The organism is Mesorhizobium sp. M1066, assembly GCF_040318635.1.
Classification (GTDB): domain Bacteria; phylum Pseudomonadota; class Alphaproteobacteria; order Rhizobiales; family Rhizobiaceae; genus Mesorhizobium.
Genome location: NZ_JAMYMR010000001.1, coordinates 533,574 through 549,409, shown reverse-complemented (window position 1 = coordinate 549,409; position 15,836 = coordinate 533,574). Strand labels below are relative to the sequence as shown.

The following is a 15,836-nucleotide window of genomic DNA, read 5'->3' as shown; positions in this document are numbered from 1 at the left end:
AGACCGATACCTGCTCGTCAGGCGTTGTCCTGAAACAGGTCGGCCGCGCGGCCCAATGTCAGCGCAACATGCAAGGTGATTGATGAGCACCACGGGAGTGGTTTCCATCGATGCAAATCTGGCCGGTCGTCATCCTTGCTTCTTCTTCCATCTCGTCAGTCCGGCTCTACAACACGCATACGCCGGTAATCCCACCCGCCAATTTCAATCAGCCCCTATGCGAATAGGACAACAGGCCCAATACACTGTCTCGCGAAGCTGATGTCGGTGTGGATAAGCGGCGCGAAGAAGCTAGCCAGTCTAGTTTGTCCCCTTCAAGTTAATCGCTCTGCGATCCTGGAGACGGCGCAGCAAGGCAACGGCTCCCGGTCTTGCCCATTTCACATCTGACGCAAAGACGCCGTCTGCCACGTACGATCCACCAGCGTAGCCACTCGTGAAAGCCCAAAGGAACGGCGACGACACCTGATGGCGACGGTAGCCATAGCCATTGTATCCCTCGAGCCGATCTAGCATGTCGCCTAGGTCGAGCGTGTCAGCGTTGTCCAATTTGTAAAGCTTGATCGCGTCGATCGCGCTTGCCTCCCACGTAAACGGAGGCTGCCCCTGGAGCGGTCGTCCGGCGGGGACATGAACTGTTTGGGCCGTGAGCGGATCGCCGTTGTGAAGGTGAGTGCTGAAATCGCCTCCGGTCTCCAACATCCATACAACGCCCACGACGTACCAAGGGGCATGGGTTGCTTTGGCTACGGTTTCGAATGTCTGGCGCCCGGCCGTGATCTTGTTGGCTTCGTTGTCGATCATGGACATCTGGCTGGCGTCTAGGGAAACCTGCCAGAAGGCTTGCGCGTAGTCAGAAGGGTGAGGAAGGATGGCACAGCACCGCTGGGGGCAGGCAAAACCGGAAAGTACTTCGTGACTGCTTTTTTCAATTTGTCGCCCGGGTCTGCAATAAGTCCAGAATCAATAAAAAACAGGTTGTTCTGTTGCGCCGCCTTCGAATCGTTGATCCGCATGGCACTTAACAGCAGGTCTGACTTTGCCGTTTCACGCTGCAAGTCGAGATCGTTAACGGCCTTCAATCTATCTTCAGAGCGCGTTTCATAACCGTTGTAGGCGGCAACCCCGAGATTGCCCATGATCGTCACGATACCACCAATGATTAACAGGTTGAGTTGCCCATCCTTCCACCATGTCTTTTTGTTGCCATCCTGCGTTACATGTTCCGCCGTGAGCAACTTGGCTCTAGCTTCGGCCAAACGGGCCTCGCCTTCGAGCCTATCGAGGTCTGCATTGTCAGTCGATCGAGAGGACACCGTATTGCTCACCACACGCCCCTTCATCCGTTTGCAGATGCGGCAACCACGGTAAGCCATCACTGGATAAAGGCGGCGCCGCCTTTGCTCCGATCGATACAGTTTGTGCTGGATGCGCTGGGGTTTGAAATCACGTCGAGAAGATTAAGCCAGTTCTTCTTAGGGCGCTGTGTTCGGCTTGCACGTCGCGGCCGGCCGGATGCGAGGCGGCCAAAAGGATCGGGATGCGGTAGCGCTCCGTCGCCGCGTGGAGGCGGTCGAAGCGAATTCCAACGTCCACGGTAATTTGCACGCCGCCAACAGGGCGCGGTGGAACGCGTAATGCCTCGCCTCGAGAGTCCAGATGTCAGCCTCAGGTCCGGTGCGTCCAGCCTGGACGTTGAGGGCGTAGAGCGACGAGACGATCCCCGTCGCCCAGGCATCGTCGTCATTGCGGATCGCAGCGCGCAGCGCCTGCGTCTCGACCATCATGCGCACCGACATAGCATCGCGCAACTCGTCGAGAGAGAGTGGCACCACGCGAAAACCGCGCAGCGATTCCGTCGTCACCAGCCGCTCGGCCTGCAGGCGATTTAGCGCCTCGCGCAGCGGCGAGAAGCCCCTAATCCTTGAAACTCGCAGGTCCGACTAGACCGAACCGGAAGAGACAAGGTGCAGGTGCGAGGCATTGAGAGAAATAGCAGGAACCGAACCAATCCACAGAAATATTTTGTTGGTATTTCTGTTGGTAGCAGATGCGACTAGCCTTCGTATAAGTCTCTGAAAGGAAAACGGGATTTTCTTCACTTGGATTCCGCCTCTGGGCACCATTTTCCCAAGATCCGTTCTGGACACACCCCATCGCGTCGCCGCCAGCATCGCCAAGTGAAATCACTTTGCGCACATTGGCCCGCCGACGGATTTAATTTGCTTGGCCACCCCTCAACCCTAGGGCAAACTGCCTGCCGGGGCTGCAGGAGGTGAAATGAGAGCACGCGCAGCAACGCTTGGGGATCTGGAGGATGTCTTTCGCGGTCTGTCCAAGCGGATGTCGGACGAATACGTGGCGGCCGGCAAGGACAGCAAGATCGCCTACGACAATCTGATGATGAATTTGAAGGAGGGCCGCGCGCACGCGCTTGTCGAGGGCGACAAGGCCGTGGCGATCATCGCCTGGCATGAGAACAGCGACGCCGCCGACACCCTGTTCGCCGCACGGGAGGACTTCTTCCGTGCCACGACCGTCCGTTTCTGCAAGCGGCATATCAGGCACATCCAGGCGCTCGCCGGCAACCTCGCCATCCACTCGCGCAGCTGGCTGCAGGGGCCGGATGTCGCAAGATGGTTTGGCGTTATCGGCTATGTCGAGCGCGGCCGGGAGAATGGCGCCACTTTGTTCGAGCTGCCGCCGGCTCGCATCGGCTAGGGAACCCTGGGCTGGTGAAGATGACTTGCCGCAAACGTCGCCACCACCTCGCCATCGCCCGCACAGGTTCGTCGATGCGGGTCACCGTCTTGGGCTCCAGGCGCCCTTGCTCGGCGGCCTTTTGAACTGCCTCGGCGAGCGGCTTGCGCCGGGCGCCGATTGGCGGGATGTTGTGGGAGGGCAACCGGGGGGCAAACCGGCACGCCGAGATCGATATGGCTGCTGGAAAATGTCACGAGCTTGCTTCGTCTTTCTTGCCTTTGTTGCGTTGGTGAGGCCGGTAGAGGCGGGCGAGTGGACATCTCATCTGCTTGACCGCTCAAGCCTGGCGACCGCCTATTTTCGCCAAGCGGATCTTGTGACCGCATACACGACCGCGATGGCGCGCTTCCGTCTGCAGCTCGCAGGGCGTGCCGGAGAAACCAACCTTGCGGTCCCTCTCGAACCACTGCTTTTGCGGGCGGAATTCCGTGCGCGGACATGGCGTTCGGCAGACGGCAGCCTGTTGCAAGGCTTCGCCGGCAGGGGCGGCTTCCGGCTGACTATCGGGAACTGCCTGACGCGCATCTGCGCTGCCAGCGAATGCAGCGATGCCGGTTGGCCGGTTTACGCCTGCAGCGACGGAGGCAAGCGCAAGATGTCCGTCACGGACTTTGTGACGGCAAACTTCGGCGGCGTCTCCTATCATCGATTGAGCGCCCCCCCTTCACAGAAATGACAGCGCGAGGCGCCGACCGCCTTGCTGCGGCGTTCAGCAAAGAGCGGTATCCACCTACCTCACCGCAAACGCTGCCTGAACCGCGCGATTGACCGTGACCGGCAGGATCGACATGTGGTTCTCGCCGGCGTGCAGCTCGAAGCGCGCGCCGACGCCCGGGAGAGCATCAAGCCGCTGCGCCATTGCCCGCGCGAATTCGTCGGTGCGTGTCACCTTCTTCTGCCGCAGGCGCTTTTCCTCGTCCTCGGCGCCAATCTGGAACGGCGCCAGCTTCTCGGTCTCGTACTCGCCGGCCGACAGGATCATGGTCGCCGCCAAACCAGCGGGAACGGCGGCCTCGAAGGTTTCGAGAAAGCGGTCGATGGCACGCTCTTCCCAATAGAGGGCGGGGCTCGCCGCGATCCAGGTCTGGAAGGCACACGGCCGCGTGAACAGGGCATAGAGCGCGAACAGGCCACCGAAAGAATGGCCGTAAAGCGCCTGGCGGTTTGTGTCGACCGTGACCCGACTGGCGACCCATGGCTTCAGCTCGTCTTCGATGAAGGCAAGGAATTCCGCTGCCCCACCCGTCCGAACTTCGGGCGTGCCCTCGTAGAAGGGCGGGTAGGTCTTGCCCGGCGGCGGGCCGAGATCCCATGAGCGGCGCAGCGGGTCGTAGGCGCCCTCGACGGGATAGCCGATGGCGACGATGACGCCCCAGCCGACATTGGTGCCCGTTGGATAGAAGGCCTGCGCGCGCATGGCGTCGACCGCCGTGCCGATGACGGCATTGCCGTCGGTCATGTAGAGGACCGGCCAGCCGGCTTCTGGCACCGGCCCGGACGGCACATGCAGGAATATCCGCCAGGGGGCGCCGCCCTGCGCCGGGATAAAGTCGTGGACCGTGGTGTCGGCGATCAAGGCTGGCATCGACGTGGACATCGATATCTCCACAAGGGCTAAAGGTCAGCGGCGGCGCAGCAGCCACATCAGCACCGGGCCGCCGATCAGTGTGGCGACGAGACCGGCCGGGATCTGGCGCGGGAAGATGGCGGTGCGGCCCACCCAGTCGGCGGCGACCATGATCAGCGCGCCGGCGAGCACCGCGCCAATGGCCTGCGGCAGCGCACGGGACAGGCCAAGGCGACGGGCAAGGTGCGGCGCCATCAGGCCGATGAAGGTCAGCGGACCGACGATCAGGGTCGAGGCTGCGGTGAGTGCCGCAACCGCCAGCAGCACGAGAAGCCGCATCCTCTTCAGGTCAATGCCAAGGCCCTGCACAGCGGCGGGGCCAAGCGGCAGGATGTCGAGCCAACGCATGAAGAAAGGCGCGAGCGCAAAGAGGCAGACGGCGATGCCACCGGTGAGCAAGGCGTCACCGACATCGACGCCATAGGTCGAACCGGTCAGCCAATTGAGCAGCAGCATGGCACGCGGATCGCCGGTGGCGGTGAGCACCAGGATCAGCGCGTCGAACAAGGCCGTCAGAGCAACGCCGGCGAGCAGCAGCCGCTCCGGCGCATAGGCGGCACGGCGGCCGATCGCCAGCGTCACCAGCAAAGCGGCGAAGGCGCCGATGGTTGCCGCCGCCGTCTGAACCGGACGTCCGGCATCGGCGAGCGCAAACAGCGCCACCATCATGCCAAGGGCGGCACCGGCGCTGATGCCAAGCACTTCCGGGCTGGCCATCGGATTGCCGGTCAGCCGCTGCATCATCAGCCCGGCGAGCGCCAGCATCGCCCCGGCGCTCAGCGCGGCAAGCACACGAGGCCACCGCCACGACAGCAAAGGCAGCAGCTCGTCGCCGAAGGCGAAGGTCCAGCCATGCGGACCCGGTCCATAGAGCAGGGCCAGCCCGAGCAGCAAAAGCAGGGCCAGGCCGATCGCCGTCAGCATAAGGCCGGGCCGGCTTGCGCGCGGCAGGCGCGCGGCCATCAAGGTCGGGGCTTCCGAGCCAAGCGCAAGGCGCGGCAGCAGCCAGAGAAGCAGAGGCGCGCCGAGAAGTGCTGTGATCGCTCCGGTCGGCAGCAGGTCGCCTTGCGGTCCAGTGGCGATCTGTACGGCCTGGTCGGCTGTCCACAACAGCGCCCCGCCGATCAGCGGCGCCATCACCAGTTGTTGGCCCAGCCGCCGGGCACCGCCGATGCGCGCGAGCGTCGCCGCTGCCAGGCCGACGAAACCGATGACGCCGACGGCGGCAACGACAAACGCGATCAGGGCGACCGCGGCCGCCAGTCCTGCGAAGCGATAGGCGCCGAGCGGCACGCCAAGGCTGCGCGCGCCTTCATCGTCGAGACCAAGCAGGGCCAGCGGCCGCACCATGAGGAAGATCGCCAGTGCCGCGCCGCCGATGCGTGGCAACAGCCACAGTGTCGTCGACCAGTCCTGCTGGCCCAGCGAACCGGCGCCCCAGATGAACAGGCTGGCCAGCCATTCATGCCGTAGCACAATGAGAGCGGCACCGATGGCGCCGGCATAAAGGCTGACCACAAGTCCCGCCAGCACGACCGAAAGCGGTGACAGGCCTTTGTGCCAGGACAGAGCGATGACGGCGGCAAGGGCAACCAATGCGCCGCCCAGCGCCACCCATTCGCGGCCAAAGGCAAGCAGCGACGGTGACAGAAGCGTTGCTAGTGCCAGCGCCAGATAGGCGCCCGCTGAGACGCCGACCGTTTCGGGCGAGGCAAGCGGGTTGCGCAGAACCTGCTGCAGGACGGTTCCGGCAAGCCCGAGCGCCGCACCGCATAAAAGGCTGACGGCAAGCCTGGGCAGGAAGGCGTAGTGGACGAGCACCTGCCGCATATCATCAATGTCGGGGGCGGCGAGCGATTGGAGCCAGAGCGCCGATGGCAGCTGCACGGTGAGGTTCGAGACGGTTGCCGCGAGCGCCGCCGCGAGCAGCACCGCGCAAAGCAGGATCGCGCCTACCGGCTGATTGCCAAGAGAGCCCCATGGCAAGGCGCGGCCCGACGGCGCAAGCTTTCCTTCTTGAGTGACGGCCGCGGCATCCTCAGCCATGGGCGGCCTCCGGAGTCATCGCCGACGCCAGGACCCGAGCAAAACGGCGCGCGGATGGAAGCGCGCCAAACATCAGGACGGCAGGAAGGCGCATGATCGAGCGGTTGCGCACGAAGGGCATGGCGTTCCAGACCGGACTTTCGGTCAGCGTGCCGCCGGCGCCCTCAGGCAAGGGTTCGAGATAGGCGAGGCGCGCATCGCTGGATGTTGCCAGCCCGTCGATACCGACGGTCGAAAACCCCCAGTAATTGGTCTCCGCCGTCCACGCGTTGCTGAGCCCGATGCGGTCGAACACCTCCTGAAACAGGCTCTTTGCGCCGTAGACGCGCACATTGCGGGGGTCCAGGAAGCTGACGACATAGATCGGCCGTGCCGACAGCGGCGCCAGTTGCCGGCGAATCTCCGTAAAATACGCGTCTGTCGCCGCGATCAGCGCTTCGCCTTCGCTTTCCTTGCCGACAAGCCCGGCGAGCTGGCGCGTCGCCTCGACGGCGCGCTGATAGGGCTGCCCGGCTTCGGTGTAGAGACCGATCGTCGTCACCGGAGCCACGCGTTCGAGCAGCGGCTTGATGCTGTCGAGATACGGCATGGACAGGATGATGTCGGGCCTGAGCTGCTGCAGGAATTCAAGATTGGGCTCGAGCAGCGTGCCGACATCGGCGATGTCAGGCGGCAGCCGCGGCTCGACCACCCATTTCTCCCAGACCTCCCGATCGGCAATGGCGACCGGGCTGACGCCGAGCATGAGCAAGGTCTCGGTCAACCCGTCATCCAGGCAGACTATGCGCAACGGACGGGCTTCAGCCGTGGAGAATCCCATGCCGGCGAACGGCAGCGTGAAAAGCTCGAGCGCCTGGCGCCGGGTCATTCGGCTGCGCAAGTGATCGGACGCGGCTCTGGGCTCTCGGTCTCTCTGCAATGCGGCGTGCCCTGCTTTTCGGGATACGGTCTCCAGTGACCACTGCCCGGTGGACTATGAAACATGAGTTCAATAGTCAACATTTTGATGGCCTGACAAGTCAACTTTACGCAACCGCATGCCAGGCGCAGCCGCCGCTTGGCCGCAAGGCGATTCGCCCGTACAACAGCGCTGTGCGATGTGGCCGACCAAAAAATCACCGCCCGCGAAACCCAATCCGCGCCTCGCATCATTTTTCCTCCACGAAGGCATTCCATGATAGACGAAGCCACGGTCGCCTTTGGGCAGCCGTTTCCTGGATTGCCTGAGAGACCAAAGACGGCCAAGGAACGAACAAAAAAAACCGGCAGCAAGCCGCCGCCTGAAGACGTCAAGGACCGGTCGAACGCATCAAGGCAGCGCGATCGGGTTGCACTCGGCAAGGCTTGATGATTTGTTGCCGCTATACGGAGAACGAATGATGCGAGAGCCTGCCGGTCAAGACGAATACGGGTCGACGAACCCCTTCGATCCGGACGACCTGCCGACGTTGAACGCAATCGGCCCGAGCATGGGTAGCGGCAATGATTTCGAGAGATATGCCGTTGCCGTGATCATCGTGTTCGGTGCGCTGATCATTGGCGGGCTGATGGCCGCATCGATGGTCTTCGGGCACCGCAACGGCTTCCTCTTCGCGCTTGGCGGCGCCACGTCCGCCTGGATATCCGGAAACGCGCTGCTGCTCGACCGGCCGCGTATCTATGCGCTGTTCGTCGGCATTGCCGCCTTGATGCTGGTTGCGTCCACCCTCACGCTGGTCTTGTGACGGTCAAATCGGTGTGAGCCGATCCACTTGAGCAGCGGGCGATCAACCCGAATCGCCACGCTGCACCAAGCTTTTCCTCCGAGCTATCAGTATCCGAGCGCCTCGCCAGAGGCCGCGCGGCTGTCGATGGCGCCGTTGTAGCGCGCGCCGCCGCCTTTCTCGATTTCCGCCAGGCTCTTGCCGCCGACCAGGATGCCGGCCGCCTGCCCCCAGGTCTGGTCAGCGAGATCGAGGTGATATCCCATGCCGGCCAGCAGCTTTTCTGTGTCCGGCGACAGGCCGAACGGCTCGACATAAACCGTGTCGGGCAGCCATTGATGGTGGATGCGCGGCGCGTCGATCGCCTCCTGGATGTTCATGCCGTGGTCGATGACATTGACGATCGCTTCCAGCGTGATGGTGATGATGCGCGAACCACCCGGGCTGCCGATGACCATGAACGGCTTGCCGTCCTTGGCCACCACGGTCGGGCTCATCGACGACAGCGGCGTCTTCTTCGGCTGGATGGCGTTGGCCTCGCCCTGGACCAGGCCATAGAGGTTGGGTACGCCGGGCTTCTGGGTGAAATCGTCCATCTCGTTGTTGAGCAGGATGCCGGTGCCGTCGGCAACGACGCCGGCGCCGAAGGACCCGTTCAGCGTGTAGGTGACTGCGACCGCGTTGCCGTCATCGTCGATGATCGAATAATGCGTCGTCTCTTTGCTCTCGCCAAAGCCCTTCGGCATCAGGTCCTGCGACACGCCGGCCCGAAACGGGTCGATCTTGTCGCGGATATCCTTGGCATAGGCCTTATCAAGCAATTTGGAGACCGGATTGTCGATGAAATCGGGATCGCCGAGCGCGGAATTGCGGTCGACATAGGCGTAGCGCATCGCCTCGACCATGACATGGACGGTCTCGGCGGAACCGACGCCGAGATAGGAGAGCGGATAGTCTTCGAGCACATTGAGGATTTCGCAGATGATGACGCCGCCGGAGCTGGGCGGCGGCGAGGAGGTGATCTCGTAGCCGCGATAGGTGCAGGTCACGGGCTTGAGTTCACGCACCGCATATTGCTCGAAATCCGGTTTGGCGAGAATGCCGCCCTTGGCGCCGCTCGCCTTGACGATGGCATCGGCGATGGCGCCTTTGTAAAAGGCATCCGCACCCCTTTCGGAAATGGCGGCGAGCGACGCCGCGAGGTCGGGCTGGACCAGCCGCTCGCCGATGCCATAGGGCTTGCCGTCGGGTTTCAGGAATATGGCGGCGGCCGCGGGGTCCTTCGCCAGCCTGTCGGCACTGCCGGCAAACGAGGCAGCGTCGCCCTGGTTGAGGATGAAGCCGTCCTTGGCATAGCCGATTGCCGGCGCCATCAGATCCTGGCGGGACAATTTGCCGTATTTTTCACGGGCCAGTTCCAGACCGGCCACCGAACCCGGCACGCCGACCGCAAGATAGCCGTCGAGACTAGCCCCCTTCACCGGGTTGCCGTCCTTGTCGAGATACATGGTTTTTGTCGCCGCCAGCGGCGCCCGCTCGCGAAAGTCGAGGAAAGTCGATTTGCCGTCCTTGAAGCGGATGGTCATGAAACCGCCGCCGCCGATGTTACCGGCATTGGGGTAGACGACCGCGAGCGCATAGCCGACGGCAACCGCCGCATCGACAGCATTGCCGCCCTTCTTCAAGACCTCGATGCCGACTTCGGACGCCAGATGCTGGGCCGTCACCACCATGCCGTGCTCGCCCTTGGCAGGCGCCGGTGAGGCGGCGAAGACGCTCGTCAACGGGGCGAGCGCGAAGGTGATGGAAAAACTGGCGGCGATCAGTATCCGACGGTTGAGAGGCATGGCGGTTCTCCGGGCGGGGGACGCCTAGAAAAGACCCTTGGGATGGGTTAGTCCAGCCAATAGTGATGATTGGCGTTCCTTCACACCCCCCTCTGTCCTGCCGGACATCTCCCCCGCAAGGGGGGAGATTGGCAGCTTCAGCTGCGGCGCTCTTCCTACATCGTTGGCGATTGGCGAAAGCAGAAATGACATCCGATCTCCCCCCTTGCGGGGGAGATGTCCAGCAGGACAGAGGGGGGTGCTCAAGTGCCGCCCTCTCTGTCCAATCGACGGAAAATCGAACTAAAGGCCTACACAATCCCGCCTGAACCGCCCGCAACCGCCGGGCGTTCGGCCGCGACTTTCGCCCGGTAGCCCGCCGCACGATACGCCGCGACCGGATCAATGGCGCCACCTGTCTTCAGCCGCGCCATGGCGAGGATCGGCTCGACATCGGTGCGGTAGGCGGCTTTTAGCGTCTGCGTCGCCATCAGCGCGTCGTTCAAGTCCTGAAAACCTTCCAGCGCCTTGCGGTCGACAAGCAGCGCCTGCGCATAGGCACGCTGCACCTCGACCGCCGACAGCATCAGGCTTTCGATCGGATCGGTGACGTTGTGGCTCTGGTCGAGCATGTGCGCCGGATCGAAACCCTCGGCGCCGGAAAGTTCGGCATCGACCAGTTCGTTGAAGACGAGGAACAGCCGGTAGGGGTCGATCGAACCGGCATCGAGATCGTCGTCGCCATACTTCGAGTCGTTGAAGTGGAAGCCGCCAAGCTTCTTGAACTGGATCAGCCGCGAGACGATCATCTCGATGTTGACGTTGGGGGCATGGTGGCCGAGGTCGACCAGACAGAACGCCTTGTCGCCCAACTCCCTGGCGATCATGTAGTTGGTGCCCCAGTCCTGCACGACGGTGGAATAGAAGGCCGGCTCGTACATCTTGTGCTCGGAAAACAGCTTCCAGTCGGCGGGCAGTCCGGCATAGATCTCCTTCATGGCGTCGAGATAGCGCTCGAACGCCCTGGCGAAATTGATCTGGCCGGGAAAGTTCGAACCGTCGCCGATCCACACCGTCAGCGCCTTGGAGCCGAGCGTCTTGCCGATCTCGATACATTCGAGATTGTGCTCGACCGCTTGCCGGCGCGTGCCGGCATCGGCATGCGACAGCGAGCCGAATTTGTAGGAAAGCGCTTGGTCCTTTGCATCGGAAAAAGTGTTGGAATTCATGGCGTCGAAGCTGAGGCCAAAGCGCGAAGCCGCCTGCTTCAGCCGGTTCGGGTCGGCCTTGTCCCACGGAATGTGCAGGGAAACGGTCGGCGTCGCCTGCGTCAATTGCTGGATGACGGCGCAATCCTCGATCTTGTCGAAGATGTCGCGCGGCTCGCCGGCGCCGGGAAAGCGGGCAAAGCGCGTGCCGCCGGTGCCGACACCCCAGGACGGGATCGCCACCGCGAATTTCTCAACCTTGTCGCGGATGGCGTCGATGGCGATGCCGCGACGGTCGAGGCGTTCGCCGAGCGAGGCGTAGTCGCGTTCGAGGTCGGCCTTCCGCGCGGCATTGTCCTTGTCGACGGTATCGGCGGCGATGATCTGTTCCATCGTCCTCCTCCGCTCAGCGCGTGAACGACTGGGCGTTGCCCGCGTCGACATTGATGATGTTGCCGGTCGACTTGGCCGACATGTCGGACGCCAGGAAATAGATCGCTTCGGCGATGTCTTCCGGGAAGACCGAGCGCTTCAGCATCGAACGCGAGCGATAGTGCTCCTCCAGATCGTCGGTCGACATCTTGTAGGCGGCGGCGCGCTGTTCCTTCCACTCGCCGGTCCAGATCTTCGAGCCGCGAAGCACCGCGTCCGGGTTGACGACATTGACCCTGATCTGCGCCTCTGCGCCCTCCAGCGCCAGGCAGCGGGCGAGATGGATCTCGGCGGCCTTGGCGGTGCAATAGGCGGCGGCGTTGGGCGATGCGGCAAGGCCGTTCTTGGAGGCGACGAAGACGACGTTGCCGCCAATCTTCTGCGCGCGGAACAGCCGGAACGCTTCCCGCGAGACCAGGAAGTAACCGGTCGACAAGATGTCCATGTTCTTGTTCCACAGCGCCAGCGTCGTCTCCTCGATCGGCGCCGAGGAGGCCAGCCCGGCATTCGACACCAGAATGTCGATGCCGCCGAACTCGACCGCCGTCTCGGCAAAGCCCGAAATGACCTGGTCCTCCGAGGTGACGTTGATCAGCACCGGACGGACGAAATCCTTGCCATAAGCCTTGGCCAATTCGTCGTTGGCGCTGGCCAGCGCTGTCTCATCGATGTCGGCCAGCACCACGCAGGCGCCTTCGCGCAGCAGGCGGTTGGCCGTGGCGCGGCCGATGCCGCCGGCGCCGCCGGTGACCAGCGCGATCTGGCCGGCAAGCGACTTCGGCTTCGGCATACGCTGCAGCTTCAGATCCTCGAGCAGCCAGTATTCGATGTCGAAGGCTTCCTGTGCAGGCAGCCCGACATAGGACGAGACGGTGGAGGCGCCGCGCATGACGTTGATGGCGTTGACATAGAATTCGCCCGAAATGCGCGCCGTCGCCTTGTCGCCGGCGAAGGTGAACATGCCGACGCCGGGCATCAGGTAGACGACGGCATTGGGATCGCGGATGGCGGGCGAGTCCGCATGCTTGCAGCTGTCGTAGTAGGCCTGGTAGCCGACGCGATATTCGGCGATGTCGTCGGCAAGGCGCGCGATGACCGCATCGACATCGGGTTTTGCCGGATCGAACTCGATGACCAGCGGGCGGATCTTGGTGCGCAGGAAATGGTCGGGGCACGAGGTGCCGAGTGCCGCCAGCGGGCGCAGATCCCTGGAGTTGACGAATTCGAGCACAGCAGTGGAATCGTCGAAATGGCCTGTTTTGTGGCTCTTTTCCGAAATCAGGCCGCGAATCCTCGGCATCAGCTTTGCGGCAATGGCACGGCGCTCAGTGGCGTCGAGCGACTTGACCGCCTCACCGCCGAAGATAGCGACACCCTCGGAGCGGCGCTCGAACCATTCGATCGCCTGGTTGATCACCGAGATCGTCGTCTCGTAGCATTCCCGAGGGGTATCACCCCAGGTGAACAGGCCGTGGCTTTCCAGGATGACACCCTTGGCATCGGGGTGTTCGAGGCAGAATTTCTCCAGCCACAGCCCGAGTTCGAAACCCGGACGCTTCCACGGCAGCCAGCCGATGGCGTCGCCGAATATCTCTTTCGTCAGCGCCTTCGAATCCTTGGCGGCGGCAATGGCGATGATGGCATCGGGATGCATGTGGTCGACAAAAGGCTTCGGCACGTAGGCATGCAACGGCGTGTCGATAGAGGCCGCGCGCGGATTGAGGTTGAAGGTGCAGTGGGGCAGGAAGCCGACCATTTCATCTTCGTGCTCGACGCCGCGATAGAGGCCTTTGAGCGCGCGCAGCTTGTCCATGTAGAGCGTGGCAAAGCCGTCCAGCTTGATCGAGGCGCTGTCGCCGCCCGAGCCCTTGACCCAAAGCACTTCGACATCCTCGCCGGTGAGCGGGTCTCTCTGCCATATCTTCGAGGAGGTGTTGCCGCCGCCATAGTTAGTGACGCGCTTGTCGGAACCAAGTGTGTTCGAGCGGTAGACCAGAAGTTCCGGCCCGCTCATCGCGTGAGCCTTGGCCTCGTCCCACGGATTGGCGAGGCGCGCGCCGGTGCGCTTGTCGAGCATAAGAAATCCTCCCGAAGGCACGCAAAAGGCGCGGCCATTTGGTTCGAATTTCCACGGAAGCAGCCGGCTTGTCAATCACAAACGATCAAGACCGATCATATTGCACTGCACAATGAAATTATATGATCGGAAATGATTGACACTGCGCGTTTTGGGTGCCTAGATGCTCAGGCAGGGAGGAACCATGCACGAAAAAGAGCGCCACAGGATCATTCTGTCCGCCGTCCAGGAAAAGCCTGTGGTGACGGTGCAGGAGATGGTCGACCTGACGGAGTCTTCCGAGGCGACGATCCGGCGTGATATCGCGGCTCTCCACGTCCAGAAGCGGCTGCGCCGTGTGCGCGGCGGCGCCGAGGCAATCTCACCGCCGCAGTTCATTGGGCTGGCCGGCCGGCCCTTTTCCGTCAACGAAACCATCAACGCCGCGCAGAAGCGGGCGATTGCACGCGAAGCCGTGGAACTGTGCAAGGACGGCGAACCGATCATCATCAATGGCGGCACCACCACCTTCCAGATGGTGCATTTCCTGACCGGCCGCCGCATGCCGATCTTCACCAATTCGTTCCCGATCGCCGAGCATTTGCTCAAGCACTCCAAGAACACGGTGATGCTGTCGGGCGGCACCATCTACCGCGAGCAGAACATCATCCTGTCTCCCTTCGACAATGACGTGACGCGCAATTTCTATGCGCGCCGCATGTTCATGGGCGCGCAGGGGCTGGGGCCGCTTGGCCTGATGGAAGGCGATCCGCTTTTGATCCAGGCGGAGCAGAAGCTGATCGACCAGGCCGACGAATTGGTGGTGTTGGTCGATTCCTCAAAATTCCGCAAACGCTCCAGCCTGATCCTGTGCGGCCTGTCGCGCATCGCCACCGTCATCACCGATGACGGCATCGAGGATCGCGAAGCCAAGATGCTGGAAACCGCCGGCGTGACGCTGATCGTCGCCCGCACATCCGCAACCAACAAGGAAGAATCTTCACTGCAGGCCTGAGGCCAACTCGCGCTCGCAGCGGCGATGGAATGCAACGCTCAAGGGAGGAAATTCGATGAGCTTCTTGAAGAAATTGATGGTGACGGCTGCATTCTCAGCCGCCATGTTCGTGAATGCCGCCTATGCCGAGAACGTCAAGATCGCGTTGGTGGTGAAGTCGCTCGGCAACGGCTTCTTCGACGCCGCCAACAAGGGCGCCGAAGAGGCGGCCAAGGAACTCGGCGATGTCGACATCATCTACACCGGCCCGACCAAGGCGACCGCCGAAGCGCAGATCGAAGTGGTCAATTCGCTGATCGCGCAGAAGGTCAACGCCATCGCCATTTCGGCCAATGACGCCGACGCGCTGGTGCCGGTGCTGAAGAAGGCCATGGAACGCGGCATCACCGTCATCTCATGGGATTCGGGCGTCGCCAAGGAAGGCCGCCAGCTTCACCTCAACCCGTCCGACACCGGCCTGATCGGCGAGACCATCATCAAGCTTGCCGCCGACCACCTGCCGGAAGGGGGCGAGGTCGCCATCCTGTCGGCCTCCTCGACCGCGACCAACCAGAACGCCTGGATCGACGCGGCCAAGAAGATCCTGCCGGAGAAGTTCCCCAAGATCAAACTCGTCGCCACCGTCTACGGCGATGACGATTCGGCTAAGAGCACCGACGAAGCCAAGGGCCTGCTGAAGTCCTATCCGAACCTCAAGGCGATCATAGCGCCGACCACCGTCGGCGTCGTCGCCGCCGCCCAGGTCGTCACCGACGAGAACCTGATCGGCAAGGTCAATGTCACCGGTCTCGCACTGCCGTCCGAGTTCAAGAAGTTCATCGACAACGGTTCCAGCCAGGCGGTTGCCCTGTGGAACCCGATCGACCTCGGCTACTCGGCCGTCTACCTCGCCCATGATCTGGCGGTGAAGAAGGAAGAGGCAAAGCCCGGCGCCACGCTGTCGATCGGCCGCGTCGGCAAGGTCACGCTCGACGACAGCAACTCGGCTGCGATGGCTCCGCCCTTCCAGTTCGACAAGTCGAACATCGAAAAGTTCTCCAAGATCTATTGATCTGGAGCGCTTGCACCCTCCCACTTGTGGGGAGGGTCGGCGAGGCGGTCTTGCGAAGCAAAACCGGCGAGACGGGGTGGAGTGGCGACATCTCCACGCACCAGGACCT

At 62.7% G+C, this 15,836-nt stretch carries 15 protein-coding genes; 6 read left to right on the top strand and 9 right to left on the bottom strand.

Annotation, left to right across the window (positions count from 1 at the left end; genetic code table 11):
* Nucleotides 1-300: 300 nt before the first annotated feature.
* The 3 genes from NKH52_RS02485 to NKH52_RS02475 form a co-directional block, all read right to left on the bottom strand.
* Entirely contained in the window at nt 301-804 is a 504-nt protein-coding gene (locus tag NKH52_RS02485) for a hypothetical protein (protein ID WP_352657556.1), read from the bottom strand.
* A 17-nt stretch (nt 805-821) separates the two neighbouring features.
* Nucleotides 822-1,328 (bottom strand): hypothetical protein, encoded by a 507-nt coding sequence (locus NKH52_RS02480; protein WP_352657553.1) that lies wholly within the window; start codon nt 1,326-1,328, stop codon nt 822-824.
* Nucleotides 1,329-1,475: 147 nt separating this feature from the next.
* Complete coding sequence (locus NKH52_RS02475) at nt 1,476-1,865, bottom strand: FCD domain-containing protein (RefSeq protein ID WP_352657551.1); 390 nt, start codon at nt 1,863-1,865, stop codon at nt 1,476-1,478.
* Nucleotides 1,866-2,280: 415 nt separating this feature from the next.
* On the opposite strand from NKH52_RS02475, the gene NKH52_RS02470 reads away from it, so the two are divergent.
* Nucleotides 2,281-2,721, top strand: coding sequence for a hypothetical protein (locus tag NKH52_RS02470; RefSeq protein WP_013533589.1), 441 nt, complete (start codon nt 2,281-2,283; stop codon nt 2,719-2,721).
* 106 nt (nt 2,722-2,827) lie between these two features.
* Nucleotides 2,828-3,439 carry a hypothetical protein gene (locus tag NKH52_RS02465; RefSeq protein WP_352731182.1) on the top strand — a complete coding sequence of 204 codons (612 nt, stop codon included), beginning with the start codon at nt 2,828-2,830 and terminating at the stop codon, nt 3,437-3,439.
* A 54-nt stretch (nt 3,440-3,493) separates the two neighbouring features.
* On the opposite strand, the gene NKH52_RS02460 is transcribed toward NKH52_RS02465, so the two are convergent.
* Genes NKH52_RS02460 through NKH52_RS02450 form a run of 3 tightly spaced genes read right to left on the bottom strand, consistent with a single transcriptional unit; the run spans nt 3,494 to nt 7,304 of the window.
* Entirely contained in the window at nt 3,494-4,360 is an 867-nt protein-coding gene (locus tag NKH52_RS02460) for an alpha/beta hydrolase (RefSeq protein WP_352966518.1), read from the bottom strand.
* Nucleotides 4,361-4,384: 24 nt separating this feature from the next.
* Complete coding sequence (gene fhuB / locus NKH52_RS02455) at nt 4,385-6,436, bottom strand: Fe(3+)-hydroxamate ABC transporter permease FhuB (RefSeq protein WP_352731185.1); 2,052 nt, start codon at nt 6,434-6,436, stop codon at nt 4,385-4,387.
* Nucleotides 6,429-7,304, bottom strand: coding sequence for an ABC transporter substrate-binding protein (locus NKH52_RS02450; protein WP_352731188.1), 876 nt, complete (start codon nt 7,302-7,304; stop codon nt 6,429-6,431). The genes fhuB and NKH52_RS02450 overlap by 8 nt, the downstream gene beginning before the upstream one ends.
* A gap of 189 nt (nt 7,305-7,493) precedes the next feature.
* Between NKH52_RS02450 and NKH52_RS02445 the strand changes: the two genes are divergently transcribed.
* Together NKH52_RS02445 and NKH52_RS02440 are read left to right on the top strand one after the other, a co-directional pair.
* On the top strand, nt 7,494-7,784 hold the full coding sequence (locus NKH52_RS02445; protein ID WP_352731191.1) for a hypothetical protein: 291 nt from the start codon (nt 7,494-7,496) through the stop codon (nt 7,782-7,784).
* Nucleotides 7,785-7,812: 28 nt separating this feature from the next.
* Complete coding sequence (locus NKH52_RS02440; protein WP_032808338.1) at nt 7,813-8,160, top strand: hypothetical protein; 348 nt, start codon at nt 7,813-7,815, stop codon at nt 8,158-8,160.
* A gap of 86 nt (nt 8,161-8,246) precedes the next feature.
* Here the strand turns inward: NKH52_RS02440 and ggt are convergent, their stop codons facing one another.
* The 3 genes from ggt to NKH52_RS02425 all read right to left on the bottom strand — a co-directional run bounded on the left by ggt (nt 8,247) and on the right by NKH52_RS02425 (nt 13,682).
* Complete coding sequence (gene ggt / locus NKH52_RS02435) at nt 8,247-9,986, bottom strand: gamma-glutamyltransferase (RefSeq protein WP_127296650.1); 1,740 nt, start codon at nt 9,984-9,986, stop codon at nt 8,247-8,249.
* Nucleotides 9,987-10,276: 290 nt separating this feature from the next.
* Nucleotides 10,277-11,566, bottom strand: a complete 1,290-nt coding sequence (gene rhaI, locus NKH52_RS02430) for an L-rhamnose catabolism isomerase (RefSeq protein ID WP_127296651.1) — start codon at nt 11,564-11,566, stop codon at nt 10,277-10,279.
* Nucleotides 11,567-11,579: 13 nt separating this feature from the next.
* On the bottom strand, nt 11,580-13,682 hold the full coding sequence (locus tag NKH52_RS02425; RefSeq protein WP_352731194.1) for a bifunctional rhamnulose-1-phosphate aldolase/short-chain dehydrogenase: 2,103 nt from the start codon (nt 13,680-13,682) through the stop codon (nt 11,580-11,582).
* A gap of 184 nt (nt 13,683-13,866) precedes the next feature.
* Between NKH52_RS02425 and NKH52_RS02420 the strand changes: the two genes are divergently transcribed.
* Together NKH52_RS02420 and rhaS are read left to right on the top strand one after the other, a co-directional pair.
* A complete protein-coding gene (locus NKH52_RS02420) occupies nt 13,867-14,676 on the top strand; it encodes a DeoR/GlpR family DNA-binding transcription regulator (RefSeq protein ID WP_127296653.1) in 810 nt (269 codons plus the stop codon).
* Nucleotides 14,677-14,731: 55 nt separating this feature from the next.
* Nucleotides 14,732-15,727: a rhamnose ABC transporter substrate-binding protein gene (rhaS, locus tag NKH52_RS02415; protein WP_352731197.1), complete on the top strand. Its 996-nt coding sequence runs from the start codon at nt 14,732-14,734 to the stop codon at nt 15,725-15,727.
* Nucleotides 15,728-15,836: the final 109 nt, after the last annotated feature.

Excerpts from the sequence above, each read along its gene's own strand:
- NKH52_RS02485 (WP_352657556.1), bottom strand. The coding sequence starts at position 804 with ATGATCGACAACGAAGCCAACAAGATCACGGCCGGGCGCCAGACATTC.
- NKH52_RS02470 (WP_013533589.1), top strand. The coding sequence starts at position 2,281 with ATGAGAGCACGCGCAGCAACGCTTGGGGATCTGGAGGATGTCTTTCGC.
- NKH52_RS02460 (WP_352966518.1), bottom strand. The coding sequence starts at position 4,360 with ATGTCCACGTCGATGCCAGCCTTGATCGCCGACACCACGGTCCACGAC.
- fhuB (WP_352731185.1), bottom strand. The coding sequence starts at position 6,436 with ATGGCTGAGGATGCCGCGGCCGTCACTCAAGAAGGAAAGCTTGCGCCG.
- NKH52_RS02450 (WP_352731188.1), bottom strand. The coding sequence starts at position 7,304 with ATGACCCGGCGCCAGGCGCTCGAGCTTTTCACGCTGCCGTTCGCCGGC.
- NKH52_RS02440 (WP_032808338.1), top strand. The coding sequence starts at position 7,813 with ATGATGCGAGAGCCTGCCGGTCAAGACGAATACGGGTCGACGAACCCC.
- ggt (WP_127296650.1), bottom strand. The coding sequence starts at position 9,986 with ATGCCTCTCAACCGTCGGATACTGATCGCCGCCAGTTTTTCCATCACC.
- rhaI (WP_127296651.1), bottom strand. The coding sequence starts at position 11,566 with ATGGAACAGATCATCGCCGCCGATACCGTCGACAAGGACAATGCCGCG.
- NKH52_RS02425 (WP_352731194.1), bottom strand. The coding sequence starts at position 13,682 with ATGCTCGACAAGCGCACCGGCGCGCGCCTCGCCAATCCGTGGGACGAG.
- NKH52_RS02420 (WP_127296653.1), top strand. The coding sequence starts at position 13,867 with ATGCACGAAAAAGAGCGCCACAGGATCATTCTGTCCGCCGTCCAGGAA.
- rhaS (WP_352731197.1), top strand. The coding sequence starts at position 14,732 with ATGAGCTTCTTGAAGAAATTGATGGTGACGGCTGCATTCTCAGCCGCC.